Raw genomic sequence first — 12,168 nt, 5'->3', positions numbered from 1 at the left:
CTCTTGCAAACTCGTATATATACCATTATTATGGGATTTGTTATATTTATTTCATTTTCATGAGGAGGAAAAGGGAAAAATGAAAACTTATTTACAGAGAATGGGACGCTCATTGCAACTTCCTGTAGCTGTGCTACCAGCAGCTGCACTTCTTGTAGGGATTGGCCATTGGCTTCCTGAAAAATGGGCATTAGCTCAATTTTTACAGGCAGGTGGTACCGCAATCCTTGGTCAATTGGCGTTATTATTTGCCGTTGGACTAGCTTTGGGGATGGCACAGGAAAAAGATGGAGCTTCAGCTCTTGCCGGAGTTGTCGCATACATTGTACCGGTTGGTGTTCTTGCACCAGCAAACGTAGCTTTGTTAAAGGGCATAAGTGTTAAAAATGTTGATCCTGCATTTAATGCCATTTCAGGTAATGTTTTTATAGGTATCATTGCTGGTCTTACTGCCGCTGCTTTATATGATAGATTCCATAATACCAAGCTTCCAATGGCTTTATCATTTTTCAGTGGTAAAAGATTAGTACCTATACTTTCATCATTAGTGATGCTTTTAGTTACAATATTATTATTGTTCATTTGGCCAACATTATATGATGCCTTAATTACATTTGGTAAGTTTTTCGTTGGATTAGGTGCACTTGGTGCTGGACTGTTTGGATTCTTCAACCGTTTGTTGATTCCAACTGGATTACATCAAGCATTGAACCAAGTGTTTGAGTTTAATATTGCTGGTATAAATGATATTGGTAATTTTTGGGCCAATAAAGGAGTAAAGGGTGTTACTGGTATGTATCTAGCTGGTTATTTCCCAGTTATGATGTTTGGATTACCCGCTGGTGCATATGCGATTTATCGTAATGCCTTGCCAGAACGTAAAAAGGAAACTGCTGGATTGATGATGGCAGGGGCCTTTGCATCATTTTTCACAGGTGTTACCGAACCACTAGAGTTTTCTTTTATGTTCGTTGCATGGCCACTATATGTTATACATGCTGTGTTCACTGGATTATCAATGGCATTTGCTGCATATATGCACTGGACAGCCGGATTTACTTTTAGTGCCGGATTAGTTGATTACTTATTGAGTTTACATATGCCAATTGCTAATCATCCTTTGATGCTCCTGGTACAAGGTGTAGTAATGGCCTTTATTTATTACTTCGGATTTGATTTTGCTATTAAGAAGTTCAATCTAATGACGCCTGGTCGTGAACCACTTGAAGATACAGATGATAGTGAAGCAGTTGAGGTCGAAACTTCAGATAAAGATGACAAGTATATGATTGCTGCTAAGAAAGTTTATGCTGGTATTGGTGGTCATGATAATATAAAGGTTATCGATAACTGTACAACCAGATTACGTTTGCAATTAAATGATACTGGGAAAATTAATAAAAATATTATTAAATCATCAGGTGCTGCAGGTACAAATGTCTTGGATAAAACCAATATACACATTGTTATTGGTACAGAAGTTCAATTTGTAGCTGATGCACTTAAAAAGCTGAACGATGAAAATGCGCCAATAAATACTACTACCTCAGAAAACAATACAGCAAAATCCGCTGAACCTACGGTCAATGATCATTCTGGCTCGACTGATGTCTTCTACAGTGTAGCTAATGGTAAATTAGAAGATATCGAAAAAGTTGACGATCCTACATTTGCCCAAAAGATGTTGGGGGATGGATATGGTGTTGTTCCTTCTGATAATCAAATTGTGGCTCCAGTTGATGGTGTTATTTCCACAGTATTCCCAACAAAACATGCGATTGGGATCAAGACTGATAATGGATTAGAAGTTCTAGTTCATATGGGAATTGATACTGTTCAATTAAAGGGTGAACCATTTGATGTTAAAGTAAGTGAAGGACAAGAAATAAAACACGGAGACGTGTTAGCAAATATGGATTTAGATGCAGTTGTTAAAGCTGGTAAAAAGACCGATGTTATGGTTATTGTAACCAATATGGCAGTTGTTTCTTATATGAAATACAACGTTTTGGATAAAGAAGTCACTGCAACAGATGAGGTCACTAAAGTCACAATTAAATAGTACAAAAAATGAGCCCTGAATTTTCTAGGCTCATTTTTTGTGCTATTTAATTATCACCAGATTTTTTTAAGTAGAAAAATAGATAGAAGTTAAAAATTAGGGCACTTGACTAAAACGCTTCCAAATGCTAGATTATGTTTGAATTAAACAACAGCAAACAATAGAGGAGATATTTTTTAATGAGTACATATGAAGATTTTAAAAAGAAAAATCCAGACTACAAAATTCTAACGATCGATGATCCTGACTTTAAGAAGTATGGAACAGTGTATACAAAATATAATTTGAGTGAAATAAATCAATTTATGGATACAAAGGTACAAATCTCAAGTCCTGATAATAAATATGTTCCTTCAAATCCAGAACTAGAAGAAATTTCAACTATTCAAGAAATTGGAATTGATGTATTTGCTGGGATGCCAATTGAAGCTGGTGAATGTACAGGACAATCAACAAGTTTCACTGCTATTGAGTATCATCAGGGTAGTGAATTGAATATTTTTCAGACCGATGTAATTATGGTTCTTGGAAAACGTCAAACTTTGGATACTAAGGGTCTTTATAGTCCAAGTGAAGATGGACAAATCTTCTTTGTACCAGCTGGCACAGTAGTAGAATTTTATAGCGATACACTTCACTATGCACCTATTAAAGTTCATGAATCAGGATTCAAATTTATTGTCATGCTGATTGCTGGAACGAATCAAGAACTTCCTGCGGATTTTAAGAGCAGTAATCCTCGTATTGTTAAAAAGAATAAGTTCCAAGTTGTTGATCCAATCAGAAAAGATAAGATTGCAATTGGTGTAAAGGTTGGTCTTACAGGTAAACTTGTTGAAATGAAACAAGTTAAATAACTTTTACTATCTGAATATATCCAAAAAAATGGTATTTACGCAAAGTAAATGCCATTTTTACATCTGATTTAAAAAACGCTAAGTAGGTTATATATCTTCATTAAATATAGATTCGAGTTCATAACCGATTTGTTTAATACTAAATTCGTACTTTTTGAAATCAATGGTAGGGTTCAATTCCTTAGAGTTATCAAAGCTCAAACTCGCCTTACTATTTAAAATGTTCATATGTAATCCGTTCAAAACAAGGTCCAAAGCAATTTCAGCTTGAAATCCTCCATGTGACCCGTAAACAACGCTAGAAACTGGTTTATGAGCCCATTCTTTATAAAGATAGTCCAAAGCGTTTTTTAATACAGCCGGATATCCCCAGTTATATTGTGGATAAATAATAATGAATCCATCATAGTTGTTGATTAGTTTTGCCCAGTCTTTAGTATGTTTATTCTGATAATTTCCATGAGCGGGAATATCTGGTTCATCTAAAAAGGGTAGACTGATTTCTTTTAAGTCGATTATCTCAAAATTTAAAGAATTCGAGTCTAGATTATCCTTTACCCAGTTGGCAATACTTAGAGATACTCTGGTTGGTCGACTACTTCCTACAATAATACCTATGTTCTTCATAAATCATATCTTCTTTCAATATTTATTCATCTGAATAGATATTTTACAACAATCTGTAGATATGTCAATATGTATTCAGGAGAATAAATAATATGGAAAATATAATTGAATTACTTAACCAATTTTTAGCAAATGATTCTAAAAATGATCAAGAAAAAAAGTGGGCACTAGATCAGACAAATGATCCACGGCTAAAGAATATAATCAAACAATGCGATACAAGGGAATTCCGTCTGGTTGGTTTATTTAAAAATAGCGATACTATATTGTTAAAATCCTTGCCAGAAAAATTAAAAGTATCGCAGGCTACTAGTTCAAGATCGGCTACTAAATTACAAAGATTAAAAGTAATTGATAAGTTCAAAGATGAAGATAATAAAAAAGAATGGCAATTAAGACTTACGAGTGAGGGACAAGAGTTATTAAAAGTAAAAATCAAGTTGGATAAAATAACTCTATTGAGTCTTCAAAAGGCTACTTCAAAATTTTCAGATGAAGATATTAGGACAATAATTGATTTTTTGAGAATAATCGTTAACGACAAGAGGTAGCTACCAATTTCAGTAAATTGGATTATCATTACCAATTATTTTTTTAACTTACAATAGGAAGAAAGCCGAATGAATAATGTTATACATTTAAAACAAGTGAAAACTGATTTATTAAAATTTTAATATTGGTTAAAAAATTGAAAAAAAATAAAAAAATAGTTTTGTAGAACAAAATGGCTGAAAGAGGACTAAAACGTTTGGATTTTCAGCCTTTGCTTTTGAGTGCTATTGTTCGTTTAGAACAATAGCAAACCTTTAGTCTAGACCATAAGATGGGGATTATGAAACACAGGCGACAGGCCTTTGGTAGCGGTTATCTTATTAAAAGAATCAAAAAATACGAATAATTATTCTGTTGAGAATAATTTAATTGCTTATAGTGTGATTTTTTTTGTTTAAAGAGGTGTTTTTTTTCTGAAAAAATGATATTATGAAAGGGTTCACAAGAAGGGTGAGCTCGATTGAGGCGTTTTATTAAGACATAATTTGTTATTTATATTATAAAAGTTATCAATGGGTAGCTGATGTAAGCGCTTCGATACAAAAAATAAGGAGGATTAAAGATGGTAGGAATTATCATTGCCAGTCATGGCGAATTTGCCAAGGGCATCAAACAGTCCGGATCAATGATTTTCGGCGAACAAGAAGAAGTTCAAGCCGTTACATTGATGCCTGATATGGGTCCTGATGACTTAAAGGCAAAGTTGGAAGAAGCAATTGCTACTTTTAAAGATCAAGACCAAGTCTTGTTCCTAGTCGATCTTTGGGGTGGTACACCATTCAATCAAGTTAATGGCTTGTTTGAAGCACATAAGGATAAGTGGGCAATCGTCGCCGGCTTAAACTTGCCAATGCTTATTGAAGCTTATGCTTCACGTTTGTCAATGGATAGTGCACATGAGATCGCTGCACATATTCTTGAGACAGCAAAAGATGGGGTTAAAGTTCGTCCAGAAGAACTACAACCTAAAGAAGCTGCAAAACCTGCAACTTCAGAACAACAAGTAGCTAATACTGGTAAACCAGGATCATTCAAATACGTATTATCACGTATCGATTCACGTTTACTTCATGGACAAGTTGCTACAGCATGGTCCAAGTCAGTAACACCTACACGTATTATCGTTGTATCTGATGCTGTTGCTAAAGATGATTTGCGTACACAATTGATTCAACAAGCTGCACCAGTTGGTGTTAAAGCTCACGTTGTTCCAGTTGACCAAATGATCAAGTTAGCAAAGGATGATAAGCACTTTGGTGGTCAACGTGCTTTACTATTATTCGAAACACCTCAAGATGCACTACGTGCAATTGAAGGTGGAGTTCCATTGAAGGAACTAAACGTTGGATCAATGGCACATTCTGCCGGAAAAGTTCAACCTAATAAAGTTTTGGCTTTTGACCAAAATGATATTGATACATTTAAGAAGCTTGAAGATAAGGGTATCAAATTTGATGTTCGTAAAGTCCCAACAGATTCACAAGACAACATGGACTCAATTTTGAATAAGGCTCAAGCTGAATTAAATAAAAACAAGTAAATTTTTAGAATATATATGGAGGATAAATACTCATGCAATTGAATGCTATTCAAATAATACTAGTCGTTCTAGTATCTTTCTTAGCTGGTATGGAAGGTATTTTGGATGAATTCCATTTTCATCAACCAGTTATCGCCTGTACTTTGATCGGATTAGTTACAGGTAACTTAATTCCTTGTTTGATCTTAGGTGGTTCATTACAAATGATCGCCTTAGGTTGGGCAAATATCGGTGCCGCTGTTGCACCTGATGCCGCTTTGGCATCTGTAGCTTCTGCTATAATTTTAGTTTTAGGTGGAGAAGGTAGAAAGGGTGTAGCGTCAGCTATTGCCATTGCCGTTCCACTTGCTGTTGCTGGTTTGTTACTAACAATTATTGTTCGTACATTAGCAACTGGTATTGTTCATATCATGGATAAGGCTGCTGAAGAAGGTAGTTTTAGAAAGATTGAAATTTGGCAAATCGTCGCCATTGCTATGCAAGGTGTTCGTATTGCTATTCCTGCAGCATTGATTCTTGCTGTTGGTCCTGGTCCCGTTAGAGCTATGTTATCATCCATGCCTGCATGGTTAACTGATGGTCTTGCCATTGGTGGTGGTATGGTTGTTGCCGTTGGTTATGCAATGGTTATCAACATGATGGCTTCTAAAGAAGTATGGCCATTCTTTGCTATTGGTTTTGTTCTAGCAACTGTTACAGATCTTACATTAATCGCACTTGGTACTATCGGTATTTCACTAGCTTTGATCTACCTAACTCTTTCAAAGAGTGGCGGTGGTTCAAATAACGGCGGTGGAGGTTCAAACACCGGTGATCCAGTTGGCGACATAATAGATAATTACTAGGACGGAGGAAGATTAATATGGCTGAAGAATTAAAATTAAGTAAAAAAGATAGAATCTCCGTTTGGTGGCGTTCAACTTTCATTCAAGGTTCATGGAACTACGAACGTATGCAAAACGGTGGCTGGACTTATGCAATGATTCCAGCACTAAAAAAATTATATACAACTAAAGAAGACCGTGCCGCAGCATTAAAGCGTCACATGGAGTTCTTTAACTGTCACCCCTACTTAGCTTCACCTATTTTGGGTGTTACTATGGCTCTTGAAGAGGAACGTGCTAATGGTGCTCCCGTTGATGACGTTGCTATTCAAGGTGTTAAAGTTGGTATGATGGGTCCATTGGCAGGTATTGGTGATCCTGTGTTCTGGTTCACTGTTAAGCCTATCGTTGGTGCACTAGCTGCTTCACTTGCTATGACTGGTAACATCTTAGGACCAATCATTTACTTCGTAGTATGGAATGCTATTCGTATGGGATTCATGTGGTATACACAAGAATTAGGATACAAAGCAGGTTCAGCAATTACTGAAGATATGTCTGGTGGTTTGCTACAAGACATTACTAAAGGTGCTTCAATTCTAGGTATGTTTATTCTAGGATCCTTGATTAACCGTTGGGTTGTTGTTAAGTTTACACCAACTGTTTCAACTGTTAAGTTGGACAAAGGTGCATTTATTGACTGGGCACATCTTCCAGCAGGTGCACAAGGTGTTAAAGAAGCATTGATTCAACAAAAAGCTGGTCTATCATTGACATCAAGCAAGGTTACAACTTTGCAAGATAACTTGGACCAATTGGTACCAGGTTTGGCTGCTTTACTTCTAACATTGTTCTGTATGTGGTTACTTAAGAAGAAAGTTTCACCAATCGTTATTATCCTTGGATTATTCGTTGTTGGTGTAATTCTACACGTTATTCACATTATGTAATAATTTAATGAATCAGGTTCCTTATTGGATGGACTCTTATGGGTTCATCCTTTTTTAGTTGTATAATATGATTAACTATTAGTATTTTAAGAAATGGAGTGGATTAAATGGTCCAATCAATAAATACAAAATCCGATTTAGTAATTAATGGAACATCACACATGGGATTATCCGAGTACGGTAAAATCATGGTTGGTGATAAAGGTTTTGAATTTTATAGTGATAGGGATAATAAGAACTTTATTCAAATTCCTTGGGACGAGGTCAGAAGAGTTATCGTTTCTGTTATGTTTAAGGGCAAATGGATACCAAGATTTGCCATACAAACGAAAAAAAAATGGAATGTTTACTTTCTCATCAAAGGATCCAAAACGTGTTCTAAGGGCCATTCGTGTGTACATTAAGCCTAAGGATATTGTGCAATCACTTGGCTTTTTCCAAGTTATCAGTCGAAGTCTTAAGAATATATTTAGAAAAAGAAATAAGAAATCATAATATAATTCAAAGAGCGTGACAAAACACGTTCAGTTTTCGTTTATAAGCCCAAAGAGCCGGTATTTACGTAAGTAAATATCGGTTTTTTGGACTTATAGGGAGAAAATTGTGTTTTGTCACGTGTTTTCACTGCAAGTTTGAGTAGAAAAGGAGTTATGTCACAACCCCTTTTTGGACTTATAGGGAGAAAATTGTGTTTTGTCACACGTTTTCACTGCAAGTTTGAGTAGAAAAATGGTTACGTCACAGCTCCCTTTTTTGTTCCACACAAAAAGACTTACCAAAAGGTAAGCCTGGGTGTTTTTGGGTCGTTAGACCAATTTGAAAGAGTCGTTGAAGGGTGAGCATCTTTCAAAAAATATATATAATTGTAATTAACATGGCTGAATGTTTTACAATTGTCATTTAAAATGTCGAGGTAAGTGGTCGTTACCACCTCTCATCAACAACTATAGGATACTACATGGAACGCGTTCCATGTCAATTTATTTTAAAAAATAATTGTAAATGTTAGAATTAGGCAAAAAAAGAGGATATTAAATGAAAATATTGAAATCAAATCTGTTAAATATATTTATTGCATGGATTATTTTTCCGATCATGTTATTCATTTCCTCAATGGTAATTCCAAATGGATTGAACACTAACATAAGACAGGGAATAGCTGACTTAATTGTTTTCGTAGCAAGTTTTATGTTGAATAAATATTGGCTTCATCAACAAATTCATTGGATAAATTTTGATAAAATAGAACAACAAATAATGACTGCCTTACCGACAATCATTTTTGTAGCATATTTGAGTTCAGCGATGTTCTTTGTAAATGATATGTCATTCAAAATAGAAATACTTATAATGACGATTTTGGTTGGTTTAGCAGAAGAATTCTGCTTTCGTGGCTTGATGATACCGCTATTCTTGCGTCTATTCAGAGGTAGAGCATTTCAAGCAGTACTAGGATCAAGTGTCTTATTTGGCTTGATGCATTTAATAAACTTGAAAAGCGTATCGTTTGGATATGTTAGTATACAAGTTATTTTTGCCATATCATTTGGACTATTGTTGGGTACAATATATGTGAAAACGAATAATTTGAGCTTGGTTATTGTTTTGCACATGCTTAAGGATCTTTTCCCATTGTTATCCCCAAGTACGCTTAGGGAAGCTAGCAAGATGCAATTTTCAATAGCTGCTTTAGTTGCTTGTTTGTTCTTACTAGTTATTGCGTTGTTTATTTCGGGATATCAGACTAAGGGATTGAAGATAAATACAGAAGTATAAGATTTTACTTAAGTTTGAATGGTTGCATTGTGTCTAAGTCAGCGTTTGTTTGAACATTTTTGAAGTACATATTGACATTTGAGTCAGTGTTGTCAACTTTGACTAATAGTGCACCATCAAAACTATCCCCAGTTTTTACTGATTGAGAGTTGGTAGCATTCACTAAGTCAGCATAGTCACCAGTCGGTGATGTAGGTGATAAGGCTTTATCGTCTTGTTTAAGAGTAATATCGTTAGCTTGAACTTTTTGAGGATTTTCAGCACTTTGAGTGTTATTTGTATAAGTATATTTAACTAATAAAGCAGCATCCCCATTAGCATCTTTAACCAATTTAACATCATTTGAAAACTTAAAAGTATACCAATCAGTTTTGTAAACTAAATTATCATACGAACCAGGATTCTTTATATCATTGGACGTATCAGTAGATTGTTCGTTATCAGATGATTTTGATTCATCACTATTTTTTGTTTCATCTTTAACTTTTTGGTCAGCCTGTTTTTTACTTTTCTTTTCAACTGCTTTTGGCTTTTTCTCAGTAGTCTTTTTTGTTGGAGAAACCTTTTGAATATTATTTTCAACAGTTTTATTGTCACTTTTTTCATTAACATTCCAAATAATGAAGGCAGCGACAACTACAATAATCACTACAATAATTGTAGTGATTATAAAGCCATTTTTTTTATAAAAGGGTAATTGTTTTCTACGTCTTTTATCACGTGAAAGACGACTATTTTCAATGTTTTTTTGTGGATATCTTTGATTATTTTTGTTGTTGTTTTTACCACTACGTGTGTTCATGTTTTTCTCCTATAACAATCTGCATGAAACTATATAGAGCAATAATAGCATATTTTTTTCATGTAAATTAAAAATTGTCATTTAAAAGTTCTTTTTTCAGAAATTTCATCTCAAGGTGTTGTAACGTCTTTTGAAAAGTGGTATAAATATCTGGTCGAAACATCAGGGGTATTTTTATCTTAATATAAAAGGGGGTCACAATGATGTTGTTTTTTGGTAATGGCGATTACGAGGTTACTTGTAATTTTCTAGATAAGACAGGCCAAAGAATTGCTAAGAAGCGCATTTGTCACAACGTTTCTAAAAAAGAAGCACGTGACGGTATGAGAGATTATGTTACAAACAGATTCTCTGATATCATTGATGTTGCTCATCCTATCAAAGTTGCAGCAAAGCCGGTTACAACTAGATAACAAAATTTGTATTTGTGTGTGAAGACTAGTTTAAACTAGTCTTCTTTTTTTTGAGTAAATGTTATTATTTACTTAAAGGGAGTGATATTTTTGGATCATACAAAAATCACTGGCAGAAAATTTCTTGCCGTAACCATTTTAAATTTGATTATCACAATTGCTGAATTTTTTGGTGGAATTATTTCTGGAAGTTTAGGACTATTATCTGATGCCGTTCATAACCTGGAAGATTCTATTTCCATTGTTATTTCATATGTTGCCAACGTTATTGGCCAAAGACATAATAATTCTGCTAAAACATTTGGTTATAAGCGTGCTGAAATATTAGCTGCGTTTGTAAATTCTAGCATTCTGATAATTATTACTATTATAATGATTATTGAGTCAATTAGAAGATTTCAAAAGCCGCAACACATCGATGGATTATTAATGATGGGAGTGTCCATTGTTGGTTTGTTGGCTAATGTGATATCCATGCTGGCACTTTGGTCTGGTTCGAAGGATAACCTAAATATTAAAGCCACATTTTTGCACATGTTGTCAGATACATTATCATCAATAGGTGTTTTTGTTGCCTCAATATTTATTATTCTATTCAATTGGACTTGGGTTGATCCGTTAATTACGATAATTATCGCCATATGGCTTCTTAAAGAAGCTTTTGATGTCGTTAAGGAAACTATCAACATCTTGATGGAAGCTAGTCCTAATATCGATTTAGAGGCTGTCAAGCGATGCGTTTTAACTGTACCAGATGTCGTTGGCATTCATCACGTCCATGTTTGGATGATTGATGAAAATTTCATAATCTTGGATGCACATTTAAACGTACGTAAAAAATGCAATATGGATCAGCTTGAAGTGATATACGATCAGGTTGATTCACTATTAAAAAAAGAATTCGGTGTCTCACATGTTACGTTGCAAGCAGAATGTACACGTGGGTTGAAGGATCCCTTAATTGATTAGGAATTGGTGATTGAAAATATGATTATAATTTTCAATCACTTTTTTTATTTCAAATGATGATTGTGATAGTATAAGTAGGTATATTTCAAGAAAGTTGGTAATGTCATAAATGGTAAAGCTTATCATGGTCAGACATGGACAAAGTACCGCTAATGCATTGAATCACTACACCGGCTGGAGTGATGTTGATCTTACTAAAGAGGGAATCAAACAAGCTCATGATGCAGCTAAACAGCTACATGGATTGGATATCAAATGTGTTCATACTTCCGTTTTGAAACGCGCAATTATGACAGCGTATATTATTCAGGATGATTTGGATATTAATTATGTGCCAATAATTAAATCTTGGCGCTTAAATGAGAGACATTATGGAGCACTTCGTGGCCAGAATAAGGAAATGACACGTAATAAATATGGAGCAAAGCAAGTTAGATTGTGGCGTAGAAGTTATTACACAATTCCACCACAATTGGATAAGCCAGATCCATCAATTGGGCCTTATAAGTATCTAGATAGAAGGGTAATGCCTTTGTCAGAAAGTTTATTTCAAGCATATAATCGTATCGTTCCATATTATATTGATGTCGTTGCACCAAAATTGTTAGCTGGTGAAAACCAATTAATCGTTGCACATGGGAGTACTATTAGAGCCTTAATTAAATATCTTGAGAATATCAGTGATAAGGATATTGATGGGGTCGAGGTTGAAAATGGTGTTCCGTTGATCTATGAAATGGATACTAAATTGAACATTCTAAAAACAAATAGACAACAAAAGTGATTGTGACAAACT

Annotated in this window: 12 protein-coding genes and 1 pseudogene; 11 read left to right on the top strand and 2 right to left on the bottom strand. The window is 34.6% G+C overall.

Annotated features, from left to right (window positions below):
* Positions 1-79 precede the first annotated feature (79 nt).
* Positions 80-2,062 carry an N-acetylglucosamine-specific PTS transporter subunit IIBC gene (nagE, locus tag BTM29_RS00520; protein ID WP_076613628.1) on the top strand — a complete coding sequence of 661 codons (1,983 nt, stop codon included), beginning with the start codon at positions 80-82 and terminating at the stop codon, positions 2,060-2,062.
* Positions 2,063-2,241: 179 nt separating this feature from the next.
* Entirely contained in the window at positions 2,242-2,919 is a 678-nt protein-coding gene (locus tag BTM29_RS00515; RefSeq protein WP_076613625.1) for a DUF4867 family protein, read from the top strand.
* An 87-nt stretch (positions 2,920-3,006) separates the two neighbouring features.
* Here BTM29_RS00515 and BTM29_RS00510 read toward each other — a convergent pair whose 3' ends face one another.
* A complete protein-coding gene (locus BTM29_RS00510; protein ID WP_076613622.1) occupies positions 3,007-3,546 on the bottom strand; it encodes an NADPH-dependent FMN reductase in 540 nt (179 codons plus the stop codon).
* Positions 3,547-3,638: 92 nt separating this feature from the next.
* Between BTM29_RS00510 and BTM29_RS00505 the strand changes: the two genes are divergently transcribed.
* The 6 genes and pseudogenes from BTM29_RS00505 (at position 3,639) to BTM29_RS00480 (ending at position 9,188) form a co-directional block, all read left to right on the top strand.
* The gene (locus BTM29_RS00505; RefSeq protein ID WP_076613619.1) at positions 3,639-4,097 is read left to right on the top strand and encodes a helix-turn-helix domain-containing protein; all 459 of its coding nucleotides are present in this window, start codon (positions 3,639-3,641) and stop codon (positions 4,095-4,097) included.
* 563 nt (positions 4,098-4,660) lie between these two features.
* Complete coding sequence (locus BTM29_RS00500) at positions 4,661-5,638, top strand: mannose/fructose/sorbose PTS transporter subunit IIA (RefSeq protein ID WP_076613616.1); 978 nt, start codon at positions 4,661-4,663, stop codon at positions 5,636-5,638.
* Positions 5,639-5,670: 32 nt separating this feature from the next.
* The gene (locus tag BTM29_RS00495) at positions 5,671-6,483 is read left to right on the top strand and encodes a PTS mannose/fructose/sorbose transporter subunit IIC (RefSeq protein ID WP_076613613.1); all 813 of its coding nucleotides are present in this window, start codon (positions 5,671-5,673) and stop codon (positions 6,481-6,483) included.
* Between the two features lie 17 nt (positions 6,484-6,500).
* Positions 6,501-7,412 (top strand): PTS system mannose/fructose/sorbose family transporter subunit IID, encoded by a 912-nt coding sequence (locus BTM29_RS00490; RefSeq protein ID WP_076613610.1) that lies wholly within the window; start codon positions 6,501-6,503, stop codon positions 7,410-7,412.
* Between the two features lie 107 nt (positions 7,413-7,519).
* Positions 7,520-7,907: pseudogene (locus tag BTM29_RS00485) on the top strand (DUF956 family protein).
* 540 nt (positions 7,908-8,447) lie between these two features.
* Positions 8,448-9,188, top strand: coding sequence for a CPBP family intramembrane glutamic endopeptidase (locus BTM29_RS00480; RefSeq protein ID WP_076613607.1), 741 nt, complete (start codon positions 8,448-8,450; stop codon positions 9,186-9,188).
* Between the two features lie 4 nt (positions 9,189-9,192).
* Here BTM29_RS00480 and BTM29_RS00475 read toward each other — a convergent pair whose 3' ends face one another.
* Positions 9,193-9,990, bottom strand: coding sequence for a DUF4352 domain-containing protein (locus BTM29_RS00475; protein WP_076613604.1), 798 nt, complete (start codon positions 9,988-9,990; stop codon positions 9,193-9,195).
* Positions 9,991-10,190: 200 nt separating this feature from the next.
* On the opposite strand from BTM29_RS00475, the gene BTM29_RS00470 reads away from it, so the two are divergent.
* The 3 genes from BTM29_RS00470 (at position 10,191) to BTM29_RS00460 (ending at position 12,156) form a co-directional block, all read left to right on the top strand.
* Positions 10,191-10,403, top strand: coding sequence for a hypothetical protein (locus BTM29_RS00470; protein ID WP_225972212.1), 213 nt, complete (start codon positions 10,191-10,193; stop codon positions 10,401-10,403).
* A 90-nt stretch (positions 10,404-10,493) separates the two neighbouring features.
* Positions 10,494-11,372: a cation diffusion facilitator family transporter gene (locus BTM29_RS00465; RefSeq protein ID WP_083685882.1), complete on the top strand. Its 879-nt coding sequence runs from the start codon at positions 10,494-10,496 to the stop codon at positions 11,370-11,372.
* A gap of 109 nt (positions 11,373-11,481) precedes the next feature.
* The gene (locus BTM29_RS00460; protein WP_076613599.1) at positions 11,482-12,156 is read left to right on the top strand and encodes a 2,3-bisphosphoglycerate-dependent phosphoglycerate mutase; all 675 of its coding nucleotides are present in this window, start codon (positions 11,482-11,484) and stop codon (positions 12,154-12,156) included.
* The last annotated feature ends 12 nt before the right edge of the window (positions 12,157-12,168 follow it).

The sequence above is a fragment of the Companilactobacillus allii genome, assembly GCF_001971585.1.
In the GTDB taxonomy this organism is placed as follows: Bacteria; Bacillota; Bacilli; order Lactobacillales; family Lactobacillaceae; genus Companilactobacillus; species Companilactobacillus allii.
Note: the sequence above shows the minus strand (reverse complement) of the source record. Positions and strands in the feature narration are given on the sequence as shown.

Bases quoted from the DNA above. Each gene is read 5' to 3' on its own strand.
- nagE (WP_076613628.1), top strand. From the start codon at position 80: ATGAAAACTTATTTACAGAGAATGGGACGCTCATTGCAACTTCCTGTA.
- BTM29_RS00515 (WP_076613625.1), top strand. From the start codon at position 2,242: ATGAGTACATATGAAGATTTTAAAAAGAAAAATCCAGACTACAAAATT.
- BTM29_RS00510 (WP_076613622.1), bottom strand. From the start codon at position 3,546: ATGAAGAACATAGGTATTATTGTAGGAAGTAGTCGACCAACCAGAGTA.
- BTM29_RS00505 (WP_076613619.1), top strand. From the start codon at position 3,639: ATGGAAAATATAATTGAATTACTTAACCAATTTTTAGCAAATGATTCT.
- BTM29_RS00500 (WP_076613616.1), top strand. From the start codon at position 4,661: ATGGTAGGAATTATCATTGCCAGTCATGGCGAATTTGCCAAGGGCATC.
- BTM29_RS00495 (WP_076613613.1), top strand. From the start codon at position 5,671: ATGCAATTGAATGCTATTCAAATAATACTAGTCGTTCTAGTATCTTTC.
- BTM29_RS00490 (WP_076613610.1), top strand. From the start codon at position 6,501: ATGGCTGAAGAATTAAAATTAAGTAAAAAAGATAGAATCTCCGTTTGG.
- BTM29_RS00480 (WP_076613607.1), top strand. From the start codon at position 8,448: ATGAAAATATTGAAATCAAATCTGTTAAATATATTTATTGCATGGATT.
- BTM29_RS00475 (WP_076613604.1), bottom strand. From the start codon at position 9,990: ATGAACACACGTAGTGGTAAAAACAACAACAAAAATAATCAAAGATAT.
- BTM29_RS00470 (WP_225972212.1), top strand. From the start codon at position 10,191: ATGATGTTGTTTTTTGGTAATGGCGATTACGAGGTTACTTGTAATTTT.
- BTM29_RS00460 (WP_076613599.1), top strand. From the start codon at position 11,482: ATGGTAAAGCTTATCATGGTCAGACATGGACAAAGTACCGCTAATGCA.